The sequence below is a fragment of the Telmatospirillum siberiense genome, assembly GCF_002845745.1.
In the GTDB taxonomy this organism is placed as follows: Bacteria; Pseudomonadota; Alphaproteobacteria; order Rhodospirillales; family Magnetospirillaceae; genus Telmatospirillum; species Telmatospirillum siberiense.
In genome coordinates this window covers 1-19,112 of sequence record NZ_PIUM01000024.1, presented here as the reverse complement: position 1 = coordinate 19,112, position 19,112 = coordinate 1, and the positions used below count along the sequence as shown (strand labels likewise).

The 19,112-nt window shown below is 61.3% G+C and carries 16 protein-coding genes; 8 read left to right on the top strand and 8 right to left on the bottom strand.

Annotated elements, in window-relative coordinates:
• Window positions 1–155 precede the first annotated feature (155 nt).
• A complete protein-coding gene (locus CWS72_RS18400) occupies window positions 156–773 on the bottom strand; it encodes an MlaC/ttg2D family ABC transporter substrate-binding protein (RefSeq protein ID WP_101252101.1) in 618 nt (205 codons plus the stop codon).
• Between the two features lie 393 nt (window positions 774–1,166).
• Here CWS72_RS18400 and CWS72_RS18395 point away from each other — a divergent pair, with 393 nt between their 5' ends.
• Both CWS72_RS18395 and CWS72_RS18390 read left to right on the top strand, forming a co-directional pair.
• Window positions 1,167–2,093: a DnaJ C-terminal domain-containing protein gene (locus tag CWS72_RS18395; protein WP_101252166.1), complete on the top strand. Its 927-nt coding sequence runs from the start codon at window positions 1,167–1,169 to the stop codon at window positions 2,091–2,093.
• Window positions 2,090–2,416: a chaperone modulator CbpM gene (locus CWS72_RS18390; RefSeq protein WP_101252100.1), complete on the top strand. Its 327-nt coding sequence runs from the start codon at window positions 2,090–2,092 to the stop codon at window positions 2,414–2,416. The genes CWS72_RS18395 and CWS72_RS18390 overlap by 4 nt, the downstream gene beginning before the upstream one ends.
• Here the strand turns inward: CWS72_RS18390 and CWS72_RS18385 are convergent.
• The 4 genes from CWS72_RS18385 to CWS72_RS18370 form a co-directional block, all read right to left on the bottom strand.
• Window positions 2,413–6,831 carry a chemotaxis protein CheB gene (locus CWS72_RS18385; RefSeq protein WP_101252099.1) on the bottom strand — a complete coding sequence of 1,473 codons (4,419 nt, stop codon included), beginning with the start codon at window positions 6,829–6,831 and terminating at the stop codon, window positions 2,413–2,415. The two genes, CWS72_RS18390 and CWS72_RS18385, sit on opposite strands and share 4 nt — an antisense overlap.
• Before the next feature lie 215 nt (window positions 6,832–7,046).
• Window positions 7,047–7,484, bottom strand: a complete 438-nt coding sequence (locus tag CWS72_RS18380; protein WP_101252098.1) for an MntP/YtaF family protein — start codon at window positions 7,482–7,484, stop codon at window positions 7,047–7,049.
• Window positions 7,485–7,488: 4 nt separating this feature from the next.
• Entirely contained in the window at window positions 7,489–7,803 is a 315-nt protein-coding gene (locus tag CWS72_RS18375) for an ElaB/YgaM/YqjD family protein (RefSeq protein ID WP_101252097.1), read from the bottom strand.
• 117 nt (window positions 7,804–7,920) lie between these two features.
• On the bottom strand, window positions 7,921–8,826 hold the full coding sequence (locus CWS72_RS18370) for an OmpA family protein (protein WP_158240713.1): 906 nt from the start codon (window positions 8,824–8,826) through the stop codon (window positions 7,921–7,923).
• Between the two features lie 322 nt (window positions 8,827–9,148).
• On the opposite strand from CWS72_RS18370, the gene CWS72_RS28120 reads away from it, so the two are divergent.
• The 5 genes from CWS72_RS28120 (at window position 9,149) to CWS72_RS18345 (ending at window position 12,638) form a co-directional block, all read left to right on the top strand.
• On the top strand, window positions 9,149–9,739 hold the full coding sequence (locus CWS72_RS28120; protein WP_199175780.1) for a Spy/CpxP family protein refolding chaperone: 591 nt from the start codon (window positions 9,149–9,151) through the stop codon (window positions 9,737–9,739).
• A gap of 32 nt (window positions 9,740–9,771) precedes the next feature.
• Complete coding sequence (locus tag CWS72_RS18360; protein WP_146002802.1) at window positions 9,772–10,083, top strand: hypothetical protein; 312 nt, start codon at window positions 9,772–9,774, stop codon at window positions 10,081–10,083.
• 160 nt (window positions 10,084–10,243) lie between these two features.
• Window positions 10,244–10,723 carry a DNA starvation/stationary phase protection protein Dps gene (gene dps / locus CWS72_RS18355; protein ID WP_101252094.1) on the top strand — a complete coding sequence of 160 codons (480 nt, stop codon included), beginning with the start codon at window positions 10,244–10,246 and terminating at the stop codon, window positions 10,721–10,723.
• 61 nt (window positions 10,724–10,784) lie between these two features.
• A complete protein-coding gene (locus CWS72_RS18350; RefSeq protein WP_101252093.1) occupies window positions 10,785–11,150 on the top strand; it encodes a response regulator in 366 nt (121 codons plus the stop codon).
• A gap of 327 nt (window positions 11,151–11,477) precedes the next feature.
• Window positions 11,478–12,638, top strand: a complete 1,161-nt coding sequence (locus CWS72_RS18345) for an aminotransferase class V-fold PLP-dependent enzyme (RefSeq protein ID WP_158240712.1) — start codon at window positions 11,478–11,480, stop codon at window positions 12,636–12,638.
• Here CWS72_RS18345 and CWS72_RS18340 read toward each other — a convergent pair.
• Complete coding sequence (locus CWS72_RS18340) at window positions 12,581–14,635, bottom strand: ABC transporter permease subunit (RefSeq protein WP_101252091.1); 2,055 nt, start codon at window positions 14,633–14,635, stop codon at window positions 12,581–12,583. The genes CWS72_RS18345 and CWS72_RS18340 overlap by 58 nt on opposite strands.
• On the bottom strand, window positions 14,632–15,660 hold the full coding sequence (locus CWS72_RS18335) for an amino acid ABC transporter substrate-binding protein (protein ID WP_338056207.1): 1,029 nt from the start codon (window positions 15,658–15,660) through the stop codon (window positions 14,632–14,634). Before CWS72_RS18335 ends, CWS72_RS18340 begins: the two co-directional genes overlap by 4 nt.
• A 611-nt stretch (window positions 15,661–16,271) precedes the next feature.
• Between CWS72_RS18335 and cysE the strand changes: the two genes are divergently transcribed.
• Entirely contained in the window at window positions 16,272–17,141 is an 870-nt protein-coding gene (gene cysE, locus CWS72_RS18330) for a serine O-acetyltransferase (protein WP_338056206.1), read from the top strand.
• Between the two features lie 224 nt (window positions 17,142–17,365).
• Here the strand turns inward: cysE and CWS72_RS18325 are convergent.
• A partial coding sequence (locus CWS72_RS18325) for a family 2A encapsulin nanocompartment cargo protein cysteine desulfurase (RefSeq protein WP_338056205.1) occupies window positions 17,366–19,112 on the bottom strand: 1,747 nt, incomplete at its 5' end.

Below are 19,112 nucleotides of genomic sequence, written 5' to 3'. Positions count from 1 at the left end.
CAGTATAGACGTCTGAAAAATGGGGGAGGTAGACTCGGAAATTACTCAGAACAGCCGATGGGTTTATTTGACAGTTGTTGAGTGTCTGTCGAAATTAGATGGCCTATCCCATAGGGCTTCCCGAAAGCCTCTCTCGTGAGGGGGAGATCGGTTCGTCACCTTGAATCCAGCGCGATGATCTTCACCTGCAACTGCGAGATAAGGTCGGACAGGTTTCCGCCATTTTGAGTAAGGTAGGAGGCGAATTCCTCGCGTTGAGCCAGGGCCATGCTGATTCCGGCGACGCTGATATCGATGATCCTGTAACCGCCGTTGTCGGCGACGCGCCATTCGACCCTGAGCGGGGATCCCGCGGCGGGTTGGTTCATCTCGGTCAAGACGATGCTGGCGTCCTCGGTGTCCTTATGCTGTCCGACGACGCGGAACGATTCACCGTTATATCGGGCAAAGCGTTGCGAATAGACGCGAGCCATGAAATCCCGGTAGACCACGATGAATGTCTGCTGTTCGCTTTCACTCGCCTTTTTCCAATAGCGGCCGAGAACGAAACGCGCGATCCGGGGCATATCGAAATCCGAGTCCAGAAATACCGAGAGCCGTTGTTGTCGATCGTTGGAGGAAATGGTGTCGCTGGTCACCGAAAGGATCGCCTTGCGCGCGAGTTCCGAGACGAATGCGCTCTGTCCGGTGGGGGCGTCGTCGGCGAGGCAGGGAAGGGCGATGCTTCCCAGAAGAAGCGCGGTGACGCCGTAAACGAGGTATCTTGTACGCATGGAACGGAATCTCCCACGGAGGGGTGAGGTGTTCGACGGCGCTGGTGGGGGGGCCGACGTTCGAGCCAAGGACCGTTCTCTTCGATAAGCGCGAAGCCGATGACTGGCGGGGTCTCGGGCTTTTCCAATCCGTTCGTTTCCTGACGACGCTCCCGATCGAACGCTCGATGCCTCACTTTAAGAGGAGCGGGGTGGCGGGGGCAGAGTCGGAAAGTACTCAAAGGGTGCGCAGGCGACGGGAGAACGCGGGATTTCTTCAATATTCCTGCTCCGGGATGAGTAGTTTCCGGGCCTCTCGGGGAATGGCGCGCCGATCTAAGATGCGTGGAGACGTGACGCTCGACGGTTGGCGAAGCGCAGGTCGCGCAACGACCAGGCATTTGGGGATTGAACGTGGACGATCCATACAAAACGCTCGGGGTATCGCTCGACGCCAGTCACGCAGACATCCGCCGTGCTTATCGTACTCTGGCCAAGCAGCTTCACCCCGATCTCAACCCGGGAAATATGGAAGCGGAGAATCGTTTCAAGGCGGTATCCGCCGCCAACGAGCTGTTGTCCGATCCCGAGAAGCGCGCACAGTTCGATCGGGGCGAAATCGACGCCACGGGACGGGAACGCGCGCAGCCGGCGTCTTATCGCGACTATGCCGAGGGAGAACCGGGCCGCCGCTACGGGCGCACTGGTCCGCAGCCGGGAGGATGGAGCGCCGAGGACATCGACGACATGTTCGGCAAGATGTTCTCCGAGGGCGGAAGGTCCGGCGGCAAGGCCCGCATGCATGGGCGGGATGAACTCTACGCGCTGACGATCGACTTCCTCGATGCGGTCAACGGGACGACGAGGCGGCTGACTTTGCCCGATGGGCGTTCTCTCGACGTGAAGATTCCGGCGGGAACGGTGGACGGTCAGGTCTTGCGTTTGCGCGGCCAGGGAAACGGTGGGGTGAATGGCGGTTCCGATGGGGATGCCTTGATAGAAACCCATGTGACGCCGCACCGCTATTTCAAACGCGACGGCCAGGACATCCGGCTGGAGTTGCCGGTGACCCTGGCGGAAGCGGTCCTGGGCGGTTCGGTCGAGGTGCCGACGCCGGCCGGTCCGGTGCGCATGCGCATCCCTGCCCATTCCGATGGCGGGGGCGAACTCCGGCTGCGCGGTCGAGGCGTGCCGGCACATGATGGTCAGGCCGCAGGTGATCTGTATGCCACGTTGCGGATGCTCGCGGGTGGGCCGGACGCGGCGTTGGACGAATTCCTTCGCAATTGGAAGCCGGAGCATCCGGCCGATCCGAGACGGACGATGGAGGCTGGACAATGATCACGATCGATCTCCTTGTCGCACAACTGTCTGGCTTGCGGCGCCAGGATCTGGACCGCTGGATCTCCAACGCCTGGGTGCGCCCGGACGGCAATGCCGGTACCTATGTTTTTCGAGAGATCGACGTGGCTCGCGTGCGGCTGATTCAGGAATTGCGCGATGAGATGCGGATCAATGAGGAGGCGTTGCCCGTCGTGTTGTCGTTGCTGGACCAGCTATACGATCAGCGACGCCGGATGCGCGAATTGAGCGCGGCCCTTCAACGGGTCGCGCCCGACGAGCTGCGCCTGAACCTGGCACGGCATCTGGCGCGCCAGGATTAGATGTGAGGCTCGTCGGGGGCGTTCCAGGTCGCCGCGAGGGCCAGGCGAGCCAAGGCCGGCAGTGACTTCGAACCGGTTTTCGCCATGATCGAGGCCCGGTGATTCTCGACGGTGCGCTGGCTGATGCCGAGATCCGCGGCGATATTCTTGCTGGGATTGCCGGCGAGAACCATCTCCATGATCTGCCGCTGCCGTGGGGTCAGGTCCGCGACATGGTTGGCCGCGGTTTCCCTCCATGCGGAGAGCTTGGTCGCATCGCGCGATAATTCGAGGGCGCGGGCGACGCAGGCGAGCAGGTCGCCGCTGCCGATCGGCTTCTCGATGAAGTCCAGGGCGCCCGCTTTCATGGCCTGGACTGCCGTCGGGACGTCGCTATAGCCGGTGATCATGATGGCCGGCAGCCGGTGGCCCTCACCGTTGAGGCGGTTCAGCAATTCGAGACCGCTCATTCCGGGGAGATAGGCGTCGATGACCAGGCAGGCTTCATGACCCGGTTGATAGGCCTCAAGAAAGGCCTCGCACGTCGCGAAGTCCTCGACGGTCCGGCCATCCTCCTCAAGCACCTCGCGAATCGCCTGGCGCACATGGCGGTCATCGTCGACGACGAAGATGATGGGCGATTCCGGGATGCCGCTCGTCTTGGCCGGCGGTTGCGGTGCATGCGCCACCAGCGGGCTATGCGGTGGCGTCGCCGGAAGCAGCCGCTGAACGGCCTGCGTCAACTCCGTCAACTTCACCGGTTTGTTGAGCTGCTCGCAGTTCTGGAGCGCGATATCGCGCAAGGTTCCGCTCGATATGTCTCCGGTCAGAATGACGACGGGGATCTTGCATTGAAATTTTTCCCGCAGCCTCGCCGCGACCTGAAGGCCGTTCATATCCTTCGGCAGATTGTAATCCGTAAGGATGAGGTCCGGGCGGATTCCCTCCTGCTGCACCAGTTCCAGCGCGGCGACGCCATCGGCCGCAGTCGCCGTGCGATGCCCCTCGTCCTTGAGGAGAAGTTCGAGAAGCGTGCGTAGTTCGGGGTCGTCCTCGACGACCAGGATCGTGCCCGTGTGGCAAACATGGGCTTCGCTCAGGCCGTCCTCACCGTGAGGTGGAAATGCCTGCCGTGGCGCCGTGTCAATCAAGGGTTGGGCAATCTCGATGGCGAAGACGGAGCCTTTGCGCAGGCGGGAGCGGACCCTGACGGGGTGACCAAGCAGATCGCCCAGGCGTTTCACGATGGAGAGGCCGAGACCGAGGCCGCGGCTTCGCTCCCGCGCCGCATTGTCGAGTTGATGATACTCTTCGAAGATCGCCTGCAGTTCCGACTCCGGGATGCCCACTCCGGTATCCCAGACCTCGATGCTCAATAATCCTTCATGCCGGCGGCACCCCAGCAGGATCTTGCCCTGTTCGGTGTATTTCAACGCGTTCGACAGCAGGTTGCGGATCATCTGTTCAAGCAGACGCGGATCGCTGCGAACGGACAGGCCGCAAGGGATCATGCGCAAGGCGAGATTCTGCGATTGCGCGTGGTAGGCGAACTCCTCCCCCAACTGGTCAAGCAGATCGTTGATGGGAAATTCGACCATTTCGGGATGAACCGTCCCCGCCTCGATCTGATTGATGTCGAGCAGGGTGTTCAGCATGCCCGAGATGGCGCCCAGGGTTTCGTCGAGCCGCGCCACGAGTTTCTGCGCCTTCTCCCCCACCACGGCTTTCGCCAGCAATCCCTGAAGCAGGGCGAGCGTTTGCAGCGGTTGGCGGAGATCATGGCTGGCGGCCGCGAGAAAACGCGACTTCGCGATATTGGCCAACTCCGCCTGTCGTTTGGCTATTTCCAACGCGTCCGCCGCGTGTTTCCGTTCGGTGATGTCGACGAAGGTGATGACGACGCCTTCGACACCGCCGTCCTGGGTGCGATAGGGCAGGATGCGGCGGATGTACCAAAGACCGTCCCGCGCTTCGATTTCCCGCTCGATCGGTGTCAGTTTCTCCAATACCGCCCGGGCATCGCTCAGCAAGGCATTGTCCGCGGCCAGAGGGTTGAGATCGGCCAGCGGCCGCCCGAGGTCGCTGGGAATGACGCTGAACAGCGTTCTGGTGGCCGGTGTGAAAAACCGGATATTGAGCCTGGTGTCGAGGAAGATCGTCGCCACATCCGTACTGTAGAGGACGTTCTGCAGATCGTTGCTTGTCGTCCGCTTCAACTCCAGGGTTTCCTGGAGTTGGCTGTTGAGGGCGGTGAGTTCCTCGTTGAGCGACTGCAATTCCTCTTTCGACGTCAGAAGTTCCTCGTTCGTCGATTGATATTCCTCATTGACGGACAAGGCCTCCTCATTGATCGCCTTTTGCTCCTCGCTGGATATCTCAAGGTTGCTGATGGCGTCCTTGAGCTCCGTCCGTGTGACTTCAAGTTCCTGTTCAAGGTCGGCGACATGATGATCATTCCGCGAAACCCCGGAAGCGCTTCGCTTTTGCGAGGATTTCGGCTCGTCGACGAAGCAGACCAGCAGCAACTCCTCGCCCTCGCTGGAGACCGGCTGGATATCGATGCGGAACGACACCATGTGGCCGTCGAAGGGAATTTGGCCGCCAGCGGCGTCGATGCGGGCTTTTTCCTGGTTGGCCCGCTGGATCGCCGAACGGAGCCTGGTTCGCAGATCCCGGCGCGTCATGGCGAACAGATCATGGCTGGGCTGCCCCGGCGCCACGCGGAGATAGCGTTCCGTGGGACCTAAGGAATAGAGGCACTCGTTCTTGCTGTTGATCAGTACCGCGGCGGGCGCGAAGGCTTCCACCACCAAGCGGCGGCAGAGATCGCCCAGCATCGTCTGGCGCGAAGGCGCCTGGGCCTGTCCGGGACGCGCCGGAACCCGGAGACCGTCGCCGGCGCTCATCGCGAAATCTATTTCTCCCGGGCGCAGGCGGCCGATGCGCCGATAGAGCCGCTCGGATTTCGAGATCACCTCGAAGTGCTTGCCGGCGTTGCCGACCGTCTCCGAACTGCCGAGCAGGAGGATACCGCCCTCGCGGAGCGCGAAATTGAACCGGGAGATGACCTTCGTCTGGGCTTCCGGGCGCAGATAGATCAGCAGATTGCGGCATGAAACCATGTCGAGGCGCGAGAAGGGGGGGTCGGCCAGCACGTCTTGCACCGTGAAGACCACCGCTCCGCGCAGTTCGGGCAGGACCCTGTAACCGTGGTCCTCCTTCGCGAAAAAACGGGCCAGGCGGTCCGGCGACACATCCGTCTCGATGGTCCGGGGGTAGAGGCTCTCCCGGGCGAAGGCGACGGCGTCCGGGTCGACGTCGGAGGCGAAGATCTGCAGTTTGATATTGGAATTGGCCTCGGTGATCTTCTCTTGGAAGAGCATGGCCAGGGAGTAGGTTTCCTCGCCCGTGCTGCATCCGGCGATCCAGATGCGCAGCGGACGATCCGGGGTTGCGCTGCGGATCAGGTCGGGCACGATCCTTTCGGCCAAAAGGTCGAAGACCTTCGGATCGCGGAAGAAGCTGGTGACATTGATCAGCAAATCCGTGGCGAGAAGGTCGCGTTCAGCCGTGTCGTCTTGAAGAATTTCGAGATAGCGGGCCATGTCATCGACCGCGATCGCCGCCATCGCCATGCGCCTCTCGATTCGGCGCTGCAACGTTCCCTGCTTGTAGAGAGTGAAATCGTGGGCCGTCTTCGTCCGCAGAAGCTCGATGATCTTGGGGAGGCAATCGTGGGCCGGGCTTTCCTGCGGGATCGAAGCGCCGGGGGGGCTGAGAGCCTTGCGCCGGTCGTATTTGACCAGCGCGTCGGGGATCTTCGCCGCGGGGAGCACGAGGTCCACCAAGCCTGTCGCGATCGCGCTTCGCGGCATGCCGTCGAAGGCGGCGTCATCCGGGGATTGCGCGATGATCAGTCCGCATCGTTCCTTGATGGCGGCAATGCCCAGGCTGCCGTCGGCCCCGGTGCCCGAAAGGACCACGCCGATGGCGCGCGTGCCGCAATCTTCCGCCAGCGATTGCAGCAGAAAATCGAAAGGCAGGCGGGCGCCGTGACGCGCGTGCGGTTGGGAGAGGCGCAGGGCGCCGGCGACCACGGACAGATAGGTTCCTGGAGGAATGACATAGAGGTGGTCGCGTTCGACCGGCGCGCCATCCGCGGCTTGCAGAACGGACATCGATGTGTGGCTGGTCAGGAGGTCGACCAGCATGCTTTCATGAGTGGGATCGAGATGCTGGACGAGGATGAAGGCCATGCCGTTGCCGGCCGGTAATGCGCTCAACAGCGTCTTGCAGGCGTCGAGGCCGCCGGCGGAGGCGCCTATTCCGACGACGGGAAAATCCTCGGGTCCACGTGGCGGGCCACGGACCGGCAACGGGCGACGGCTCAGCCGCGGCTGCATCGCTTTTGTCGAGAGCGGCTGGTTTTGGGGCATTCTTGCTTTGTTCTCTTTGATCTTATCTCCCCACGGGAGAATTGTTTCTATTGTAGCACAACCAGTATTTTATAATATTTTTTGTGCCGCGATATCACCAATGGCGGTTCAGGAGACGGGTGCAAACAAACGAACCACGTCGTCATCCCCGCGCAAGCGCCGATGCGCTTTCGCGGGGATGACGAGGGAGTGGCGGTCATTCCTGCGCTTAATCCTTACGAGATCAAATCCTTCAGTTTCCGTTGCAGAAGCGGGCTGTAGCCGACGGCGCAGCCGATAACGAGGGCGGCGATCGTCAGAGGTTTGACTGACGTCCTTATTTCGCAATCCAGTTTCTGGCAGAGATCGATCAGCGTCGCCGCCGTTTCGGCCAGACCGGCCGGGTCAACCGCGCGTTCGCGTGAAACGGCTTTCGGTCGGCAGGCCGTGACGATGGCGGCGATGCCGACGACGGCGAGGGCCATGAGGATCAGCAGGCCGGCGGTCACCGCCGCCGCCGCCGGAGGGCCGATCCGATCGGCGAGCCACAGGTCGGCGGCGACGGCCAGAAAAGCGATGCCCAGCATGGTAAGGCCCGCCGCCGTGGCCAGTAACTGCCACTTGATCACCAGATGGCGCGTGCCGTGGGCGAAGCCGGCAAACGGATTGTCCATCAAGCTATCTCCGGTGGGCGACATTGCCGATCAGCAGTCCGATGCCGAAGGCCAGCGCCATGACGACCAGCGGTCGTTCGTCGATTTGCCGTTCGATGGCGGTGACGCCGGATTGGCAGAGCGAATCGGCGCCGTCCACCGCCTTGTTGAACTGGCGCCGGGCGGATTTTCCGGCCTGTTTCAAATCGCCCAGGCGATCCGTTGCCTCTTGGGCGGTCATTTCACCGATCGCCTTCGTCAGGCTGGCGACATCGTCGCGCATTTGGCTGAAGTCCGCCCGAAGGCTGTCGAATTCGTTTCTGACGCTGTTGTCACTCATGGGAATCCCTTGTGGGAAAGGAGGGGGCGGTACGACCGCATGAAAGGGATGACGTGGAAAGACCGATGGTCTTCCGTCATCCCCGCGAAGATCGGGGATGACGGATGCTGAAGCCGATCAGTGAAAGATGATTTCCGTGCGACGGTTCTGCGGTTCGCGAACGCCGTCCGCCGTGGGGACGAGCTGCTTGGCCTTGCCGACGCCAACCGTGGTGATCTCGTTCGCCGGGACGCCGTCCCGGACGAGTTGTTGTTTGACGGCATCGGCCCGGCGTTCCGACAAGGACTGGTTGTAGGCGTCCGGTCCGGCGGCGTCGGTGTGGCCCGTGAGTTCGATACGGGTCGGCTTGCCTTGTTTGGCGCTGGCGGCTGCCTGGTCGATAATCCGTGCTGCGGTCTCGGCGATATTTGAACGATCGAAATCGAAGAATACCTGGAAGGTGTTCACCACCCGGGCCGCGGCGGTTGTCGACGTCGTGGTCGTGGTCGCGGCTGTGGACGCGACGGTGAATTGGGTTTCAAGCCTCATGAATTCGGCGCGGCACTGAGTGTCGTCATCGGGCTCCCAGTCCTCTTCAAGCCAACAATCGAAGAAGGTCTGGGCGCTTGCGGCAATTGCCGGCGAACGTTCGCGCCCGCCGCCGTCGAGGAAGGCCATCAACCGGCCGCGCGCAGCCAACAAGGGAGGCGCGAGGCCGCGTCTGACATTGACGACGGGGCCCAATGTTCCCCAGCGATTGATGTCCGCGCCGCCGACACCGACCTCCGATGGCAGCACGACTTCGCCTTGGGCCGCCCGGAGACCTTTCCGCGCGTACCAGCCGGCATCGTTCCATTCATGTTCGTCGTCGGCTTCATGATTCATGCGAGCCCGATATTCGACGGCGAGGGCTTGGGTAAATGGCGTGCCGCCTTGCACATGCGCCGCCCTCAACTGATTGACGTCGTCGATGTTGCCGCCGGTGGCGCAACCACTCAGGGCCAAGCCGGCCGCGGCTGTCAGCAGATAGTGGATCTTTTTCATGGCCAGACACTCGCTTTCCGTAAGTCGCACCAATTGGCAATCGTTCTTTGATACCGGCATGGCCAAATTGTGGGACGGTTATGTGATAAAGATAAGGATAGCCGAGCCTTTCCTAAGAACCGCCGTCATCACGACGGCGCTTAAGATCGCTGGTGGGGCCCGAGGAAACGCTGAGTTAACCTATCATTCGATGCATTTTCGACGAAGACTCGGAAAATACTCAGGGTGTTGTTTCAACATTATTTTTTCATATCGATCTTCTTTGTGATGAGTATTTTCCGATTCTATGTTCGCGAGTCGGCACCGGCTTAAGGTGTGAAAGTTGACGACACCCAAGGGAAATCTCGATTGGGGGCTCAACGGAACAACCGCGCAGGCCCCCTTGCGTCCTGCCCATCACGAGGTGAGGATCTCAATGTCCCAGTTCATCGTTCGAGCCGGAAGCTCCATCGCGGCGGCGACGCTCTTCGGAGCTTTCCTGTCGCTCGTCCCGCTCCATGAAAGCCGTGCCCAGCAGGCGGATCAGCCGATGCAGACCACGGCGCCGCACGCAAAAGGCGGCATGCTCTCGGCCGATCGGGCGGAGCGCAGGATTCGGGAGCTGCATGAAAAGCTGGGGATCACTCAGGAACAGGAAGGGCTGTGGGGCACGGTTGCTCAAACCATGCGCGACAACGGCAAGACCTTCGAGACCAGCATGGCGGACCGCTCAGCCCGGTTGAAGGACAAGAATTTGACCGCCGTCGACGACCTCAAGTCCTTTCAGGTCATCGCCGATCAACATGCCGATGGGTTGAAGCGGCTCATCCCGGCTTTCGAAGAGCTTTATGCGGCGATGACGCCGGATCAGCAAAAGCGCGCCGATCATGTCTTCGGTGAACATCAGCGTCACGCTCACATGTCTCATATGTGAGACGGCGGCAATCCTTTGAAAGGACATCCATCATGCAATCCGCAAGCACGCGGACCGGCCGAAAGCGCCGGGGTGCCCCGACTTTCCTCATGGCGGTCGTCATTGCCGTCTTGACGGGCGGTCTATTGAGCCTGCCTGCCGGCGCCGAGGATGGGCGCAACCACGAGAACCGTGGACGCCAAATGGAACGCCATCACGACGATCGCGGACGTTATCGCCGTGAGGATTATCGGCTCCGTTCCTATGAGCAACCTGACTACGTCTATGCGCCGCCGCCCGTGTATTACGCTCCGCCTGCGGGCCCGCCAGTGGTCGACTTCGTCTTCCCGCTTCGGTTCCGGTGATCGGAATCGATTTCCGGCGGGGTGCCGATCCGTCCCGGACGAAACAAAGCGGCACCGGCGTCCCCGCCGGCGTTTGAGTAGATTCCGAATCTACGTTCCGCACTCGCCCATCCGCTATGGTCCTCGCCGGCTTTTCCGAAACGTTGGAGACTTGAAAACCATGCAACCGACGCGAAACACATTGTCCGAGAACATCCGTTCGCAGTCCGTCGAGCTGCTGAACAAGCACTTGGCCGCGGCGATCGATCTTCATGCCCAGATGAAACAGGCGCATTGGAACGTGCGGGGTCCCGGCTTTATCGCAACCCACGAACTTTTCGACAAGGTTGCGAAGGCGGTCGATGCCTACACCGACCTTCTCGCCGAGCGCGCCGCGGGCTTGGGCGGCACCGCCCATGGCACCATTCAGGTGGCGGCCGAGCGTTCCTTCCTGGTTCCCTATCCGCTTGGTATCGCCGATGAGGTTCGGCACATATTCGCCGTTTCCGGCACCCTGGCGGCGTTCGGTCAATCCGCGCGGGAGGCCATCGATCTGGCCAGCGAATTCGGCGATGCGAATACGGCCGATCTGTTTACCGAAATTTCCCGCGGCATCGATCAGCAGCTTTGGTTCGTCGAATCCCACGCCGCTCCGCAATGATCGCCGTCAATCTCTCCTGCCCGCAAACGCAAAACCGTGATGACAGAGGCTATTTGGCAAAATGAAAGCACTTCGTGTCCTGGTGATCGAGGACGATGCCGTTATCGGCCTTCTGCTCGGAGAGATGTTGGTGGAGATGGGGCACGACATGTGCGCGATCGCGGCGACCGAGACCGCCGCGGTGATTGCCGCCGGCCGATACGACCCTGATCTGATGATCGTCGATGCCCGTTTGGGCGAGGGCAGCGGTCTCTCCGCCGTCGAGGAAATCCGCCGGACCGGCCCGATCCCCCATTTGTTCGTCAGCGGCGATGCGTCCCGCGTGCGGGCGCTTCGGCCAAAGGCGGTCGTCCTGCAGAAGCCCTTTCGCGAAGCGGAACTGGTCCGGGCCATTCAGCGCGTCCTTGATGCTGCGGTCGCGGCTTAGAGCGCGATGACATTGGGTCGGCGCACATTGGTGCGCCAACCCAATGTCTAAATCGCCCTCTACTTTATTGATATAGAGCCTGCTAGCCGACGCCGCGTCCTTCTGCCGCCATCCCTTTGCCGAATGCGGGAGCACATGCGAAAATCCGAGTTTCGTGGCAGGAACTTATATTTAATATAGCCCATGGATTATATCGAAAATATACTGGCCCATAGGGTTCGGTAAGGCGCGAAGGGGATGGTGGAATGGTCGATTTCGTCGATCGCCACCGATGTTGCCCCCATGTCTTTCGCGCTTTTTAAAGATACGCTCCACGGGAAAACTTCCATGGCATCGCAGTCACCTTCGTTTGGTCGATCCGATTTATTCGATATTCCAGCGGATATCACTTATCTCAACGCCGCCTCGCTCTCTCCGATCCCTGGTCCCGTACGCGCCGCCGGCGAGCATGGCGTCGCCCGGAAAGTGACGCCATGGACCTTCTCGCGGGCGAGCTTCTACGACATCGTGGAGGAGGCGCGCACGGAAGCAGCCGCCCTTGTCGACGCCCAGCCGCGAGACATCGCCATCGTCGGTTCGGCAAGTTACGGTATCGCCACGTCTGCCCGTAATCTGACGGTCGATCCCGGAAAAGTGGTGCTCACCATCGAGGAGGAGCATCCATCCCCGGTCTATGTCTGGATTCGCCTGGCTGCCGAAACAGGAGCCATCCACGAGGAATTGCCGCGTCCGTCCGATCACGACTGGACCGCGGCGATTCTGGCGCGTCTGCAAGACCGCTCCAGACCCGAAGTCGGAGTGCTGTCGCTGACGCCGCTTCATTGGAATGATGGCGCCGCACTCGATCTGGTCGCCATCCGCGCGGCGGCTGACGAGGTCGGCGCCCAATTGGTGGTGGACGGGACACAGTCGATTGGCGCCCGTCCATTTTCCGTGCGGACGGTGCGCCCCGATTATCTGGTTTTTCCAACCTATAAATGGTTGCTTGGTCCCTATGGCTTGGCATTTCTCTACGCCGATCCCGATCGTCAATCCGGCGTGCCGCTCGAGGAACATACATTTTCCCGCGTGGGTGCCGATCTGATCACCGATCGCTACGAGCGGGAATTGACGTTCATGGATGGCGCCCGTCGCTACGATATGGGCGAGCGCAGCAATTTCGTGACGCTTCCCATGGCGATCGCCGGCATCCGTCTCATTCGAGCATGGGGAACGGAGCGGATCGCCGCCTATCTGGCGCCATTGACGACGCGAATCGCCGAACGGGCGGCGGAGCTCGGTTTTTCAAGTCCACCGGCGGCGAGGCGCGCCGGCCACATTATCGGGCTTCGCAAGCCGGGTTTCGACGCGGGCGCGGCCGCCGCCAAATTGGCGGAACGGAAGATCTATGTCAGTTCCCGCAACGGCGCGATCCGGGTGGCACCGCATATCTATAACGATGCCGCCGATATCGAGCGTTTTCTTGAGGGGCTGTCGGCGGTCGTTTGATCCGTCATGCGCCGGGCGAGCCGGCCGATGGGAAAACAAAGGGCAAAATAGACGGCGGCCAGGAACAGATAGATTTCCGGTGCGAAGTTTCTCCAGGCGGGGTCGGCGACCGCGGCCTTGGCGGCCCCGGTAATATCGAGAATACCGACGATCAGGACGAGAGAGGTGTCCTTGATCGCGCCGACGAAAACATTGACCAGCGCCGGCATGGCGATTCTGATGGCTTGCGGCAGGATCACGAGGAGAAAACTTCGCCGCGCGGACAGGCCCAGGGCACGGGCGGCCTCGGTTTGCCCGGGTGCCACGGCGGCAAGCGCGCCACGCATGACTTCGGCGAGGTTGACCGATGCCAGCAGGGTGATCGCGGCATAGGCGCGCCACAGCTTGTCAAACTGCCAACCGGAGGGCAGGAGTCCGGGGATCAGGATATCCGCGCTCAGCAGCAAGGCGACCAGCGGGACGCCGCGAAAAATTTCGATGAAAATGACGGCGGGGATATGGATCGTCTTATGGGGGGATCGCCGGGCGAGAGCCAATGGCAAGGCCAGAAGGCAGGCGCCCATGACGACCGCGACGGCAAGGCCGCTGGTAAGCGAAAGGCCGCCCCAAGCGTTGGTCGGTACCGAAGCGAGGCCCGCGCCGCCCCCGAGGAGCCAAATCCATCCGATCATGGTGGCGGCGAGCGCGGCCAGGCTGACACCGGCATGACGCAGGCGATCGATGCCGAGCGCAATGATGAAAAGAATGATGAGCAAGGTGGCGATCAGCGGACGCCAGGTTTCCGCGCCGGGGAATGGTCCGAACAGCAGCAGGGGCGCCTTTTCCGTCACCACGGCCCAGCAGGCTCCGTTTGCCATCGCACAGTCGGCTGGCGAGCCGGCCCAAGCCGCATCGAGAACGCCCCAACGGAAAATGCGCACAATCGCGGGGAGAAATATCGCCGTGGCGGTGGCGATCATCGCGATGTCGGAACAGACGCGAAGCCCCGCCGGTTTGCGGTCCTCCATACTTTGGCGCTCGACCGCCAGTTGTCCGCGCGTCGCCTTGCCGAAGCGCCGCGTCCCTTTTTCGACGGCTGCTCCCAATAGAGTATTGAGGCCGAGGAAAACCAGGATGATGACGATCAAGCCTTCCAAGGTGCGGCCGTTTTGATTGACCGACGTGTTGAGGACGGCAACGAAATCGGCAAATCCGATGGCGATCGCCAAGGAACTGTTCTTCACGAGGGCTAGAATTTGAGCGGCCGTCGAGGGCAGCGCGAAGGCCAGAGCCTGCGGTAGCAAGATCTTGCGCAGGGTCGAAAATGCCGGCATCGACAAGGCTTTGGCCGCGTCACGCTGACCGCGGGGCACGGCGAGGAAGCCGGCGCGAAAAATTTCCGCCAGATAACAACCGTGAAACAGGGCGAGACCGAACACCAGGACGGTGAATTCGGGCGATATCGAAAGGCCGCCTTCGATATTGAAGCCGGCGAGTTTTGGCCAGGTGACGCCGGAACCGTCGAACCACGGAAAATAAAGACCCCGATTGCATAAGAGGATGCCGGGTGGAATCTCCACGGCCTGGCGAGGGCCCGGCAGAAGCTGCGTGACGATCCCGTACCAAAGGAAAAGCTGCAGGAGCACCGGCGTGTTGCGGATCGGTTCGATCACTCCCGTCGCCAGCCACCGCCCGGGCCGGAACGCCGAGCCGCGGAGAAGCGCTAGGGCGATTCCCAATGGAATGGTCAGGACCATCGCCATCGCCGATACGCGGATGGTGTTGATCAGGCCGGCGATCAGCATCAGCCAGATCGGCGCATCGGCGCCGATCTGGAATAGGCTTTCCGAGATCTGAAAGCCGGAATGCTGCGATAAAAAATCGAAGCGCAGTCCCGGCCAACCGACCGTCGATCCGATCCCCGCGAAAAGGATCAACAAGGTGGCGGCGGAGCCGATTCTTGCGATCGATTGCAGTGTCCGGCTTCCGGCGCGTGCCGGAAGAGCGGCGCTTGTCATTGGAATGGCGGTGCGTAGAGCAGGCCTCCCTTCGACCACAGCGCGTTCAGCCCCCTGTCGAGACCGAGCTTGGTTCCGGGGCCGAGATTGCGGTCGAAGATTTCGCCATAATTTCCGACGGCGGCGATGACCCGTGCGCCCCAGGTCTCGTCGAGACCGAAGGCCTTGCCGATGCCGGGCGCCACACCCAACAGCCTTTGGACGGCCGGATCCTTCGACGCTTTCTGCTGTTCGACATTCCGGCTCGTCACGCCGAGTTCTTCCGCTTCAATCAGCAGATTAAGCGTCCAGCGGGTGATGGCGAACCACTGAGGGTCGTCGGCCCTGACCACCGGGGAAAGCGGCGATTTGGTAATGCGTTCGGGCAGGATCAGGAAGTCGTCGATCTTCGGAGCGCGCGCGGCCCGGCTGGCCGACAGGGTCGAGGCGTCGGACAGATAGACGTCACACCGGCCGGCATAGAAAGCGGCCTCCAGTTCAGGCAGGCTTTCGATCACCACCGATTTGAATTTCAAATTGTTGGCGGTGAAATAATCGACCAGGTTTTGCTCGTTCACCGTGCCGGGTTGCACGCAGACGGTTGCCCCATCCAGTTGACGAGCTCTGGTGACGCCTAGCTTCTTCGGAACGAGGAAGGCTTGGCCGTCATAGAAAATCGTGCCGACGAATGCCAGGCCGAGCGAGGCGTCGCGGGTCGATGTCCAGGTCGTGTTGCGAGAGAGAATGTCGATTTCGCCATTTTGCAGGACGGCGAACCGCTGTGCGGAACTGAGGGGAACGAAGCGGACTTTCTCGCCGTCTCCCAGGACCGCGGCGGCAACCGCCTTGCAATAGTCGACGTCGAGACCCGACCAGCGGCCGTTCGAATCCGGAAGGGACAAGCCGGCGGAACCTTGGCTGACGCCGCAGACGAGTTCACCTCTCGTCCTGATTTTGTCGATGGTTTGCCCGGCATGGGCCATCACCGGAAAGCCGAGAGCGATGAACAGGCCAAGTGCGGCCGAGACGCGGCGAAGATGCATCATGTTTGGAGTCCTATGCCGACATTGATTGGGGTCGTGGGCTCATCCGGGTGGAGCAACGCGTGCAGGGTCGGTCAGCCCCCCAGATAGCTGCAGGATTCGTCATCCCGAGCCAGCCGGGTGCCGACGGTCAGGACGGAGCGAAAACCCGGAACGGCGAAGTGGCGCAAGATCATCTCATAAAACACGCAATGACGATGTTAAATTACTACTTATTCTATAAATAAAGTGTATAGCGATATATGGACGATCGATACAGGAATGTTTTTGTGTGAAATTTAGGGCCGCCATTGCTTCCCGGGATGTCCGAACTGGCAAGCCGGCACAAGGTTTGTCTATGGCAACGCCGTCTCAAGTTGCGTGATATCGCCATGTCATCGATCTGAAAAATAAACAAAAAATATATGTTGAATAATGGGTATGGCTATTGGGATAGTATGAATGTGTGCTAAAATTGTTGTTACCATCATAACATTTTGTAAAATAGATGGCAGGCCTTCAGGGCCTGCGCTCCGCCGCAGCGGGCGAGACGTGCCGTTCGGGCTAAGGACCTGTCTTTATCAACAGGACCTTAGGGGCCGACGGCTCGCAAGATGGAAAGGTGGAAAAGCATTGTGACGCGCTCCACGTCGACCAACCTGAATCTGGTTTTAGGGGGGGCGGAGGAACGTCAAGCGTCCGCCGACGTCCTTTGGGCACGTTTGCGCCAGGAGGCCGAGGACGCCTTGTCCCTTTCGCCTATGTTGGCTCCGTTGTTCGTTGATTTCGTCATCGAGCAGCCATCCTTCCTATCCGCGATATCTCATCGGGTGGCGGCGCGCCTTAAGAACGATGTCGTCTCCTTGCCGCTTCTCATCGAGACTTTCTTCCGCGCCGCGGCGGCGGATCCGCAAATGGACTTGGCCATGCGGGCCGATATTGCAGCCGTGGTCGAGCGTGATCCCGCTTGCGAGCGGGTTATCGAGCCTTTTCTTTATTTCAAGGGATTCCACGCCATTCAGACCCATCGGCTGGCGCATTGGCTATGGGACAACGGCGAGCGGGATTTCGCCTTTTATCTGCAAAGCCGGTCGTCGGAGGTATTTCAGACGGACATCCATCCGGCTGTTCCGTTTGGCCACGGCGTCCTGCTCGATCATGCCACCGGGTTGGTGATTGGTGAAACCGCGGTGGTCGAAGATGAAGTTTCGCTGTTGCAGGGGGTCACGCTGGGCGGGACCGGCAAGGAACATGCGGATCGTCATCCAAAGATAAGGCGCGGCGCGATGATCGGTGCGGGGGCGAAGATTCTCGGCAATATCGAGGTGGGAGCCTATGCCCGCGTCGCCGCCGGTTCGGTCGTGCTGCGACCGGTCGAGGCCTATTCCACCGTGGCCGGCGTTCCGGCTCGCGTGATCAAGACCGGCAAGGATCCGGAACCCTCCCGTCGGATGGACCAGATCCTCAGCGACATCTCCTACGAATCGTTCAACTACACGATCTGACGAGCGGCGCCTGAGCCCGCCGAAAGCGGAGCGGAGGCGTCGTATGAAATCTTAAGGAGCCGGGACAAAACGCCTCTATTTGTTTTGTCTCGAGCCCTTAGGCTCTGGGCCGAAACAATCGCTCCAGAGCCTAAGGGTTTATATGATGCCTGCGCCTCCGGCTTCGGCCGGCTCATGCGCCGCTCGGGCTTCAGGGCTTGGAGCGATAATTTCGCCCCAAGCCCTTAAGGTCTCGGAAGCCGTAGCAATGCCGTGACCAGCGCGTCGATGTCGGCGCAGGTATTGTAGAAGGCGAGTGACGGCCGCACCGTCGATTCCAGGCCGAAGCGCCGCAGGATGGGTTGGGCGCAATGGTGGCCCGACCGCACGGCGATGCCTTCGCGATTGAGGGCTTTCCCGACCTCTTCCGACGGTACGTCAGCCAGAACGAACGACAGCACACCGGCCTTCTCCGCAGCCGTACCGATCATGGTCAGGCCAGGAACGCTCAGCAGCCGCTCTGTACCGTAGAGCAGCAGGCCGTGTTCATAAGCGGCGATATTGGCCATGCCGATCGATTGGACATAATCGATGGCGGCACCCAGGCCAACGGCATCCGCGATGTTGCCCGTTCCCGCTTCAAAACGGGCCGGCGGCGGTTGGAAAACGGTTTTCTCGAAAGTGACGTCGGCGATCATATTGCCGCCGCCTTGCCACGGCGGAGTGGCGGCCAGAACTTCCGCCTTGCCGTAGACCACGCCGATCCCCGTGGGGCCGAAGACTTTATGGCCGGAAAAGACGTAGAAATCGCAGTCGAGCGCCTGCACATTGACCGGCATGTGAGATACCGCCTGGGCTCCGTCGACCAGGACGCAGGCGCCGTGACTGTGGGCCATTTCGATCATCGGCTGTAACGGAGTGACGGTGCCGAGAGCGTTCGATACCTGGGTGAGCGCGACGATACGGGTCCGTGGGCCCAGCAGCTTTGCGTAATCTTCCAGCAGGATCTGGCCTCTGTCGTCGACCGGCGCCACCCGCAAACGGGCACCCTTTTCCGCGCAAAGTTGTTGCCAGGGCACGATATTGGCGTGGTGCTCAAGCCAGGTAATGACGATTTCGTCGTCTTTTTCGATATGATGCCGGCCCCAGGCCTGGGCTACCAAATTGATCCCCTCGGTCGCACCGCGGACGAAGACGATTTCATCGACCGATCCCGCCCCGAGGAAGCGTCGGACCTTGTCCCGTGCCGCCTCATAGGCGTCGGTGGCCCGCGCCGCCAGGGTGTGGGCGCCCCGGTGAATGTTGGAATTCTCGTGAGCGTAGAAATGCGATAGCCGGTCGATCACGGCCTGGGGTTTCTGCGTGGTGGCGGCGTTGTCCAGCCAGATCAACGGACGCCCATGAACCTTTTCGCGCAGGATGGGAAAGTCGCCCTTCAGCGCAAGAGGGTCGAATGGGCGGGGGATCGGTTCTGATTTTGGTACCGATTCGGGGCGCAGCTCCAAGGTCCAAGGGATGGAATTGCGGTTGGGCAGGGTGGCCGGATCGGTCCGGTTGCCGACCGCTTTCTTCTCGCTGGTAAAGGAGAGCGGCTGATCGGGTGACGACGGGGGCGGGGCGGCAGATGGACGCGGCGGAGCAATCGCCGCGTCCGGCATGGCCGGGATGTCCGACATCACGCCGTCCAGGCCGCGCGGTATGGAATCAAGGGGTGCCGTGGGCTGATCGGCCGTATGCGGAAGGGAAGAAGTGGTCTCCGGCCGGTGTTTCTCAAGAAAGTAGAAATCCGTTTCGGGAGGGGCCGCTGTCAGTCCACTTGGGGGCGATGGCGCGGATATGTCCGCCGAGGGGACGGCGGGGCGCGCGGTCGGATCTGAGCTTTCAGCATGAGCCGGCGGCACCAACGACATGACGTTGCCCAGGCGCAAAGGCACCGCGCGAAGATCGTTGTCGCTGGGACTGGTGGTGGGGGGCCAGCCGGTGGGGTTGCCG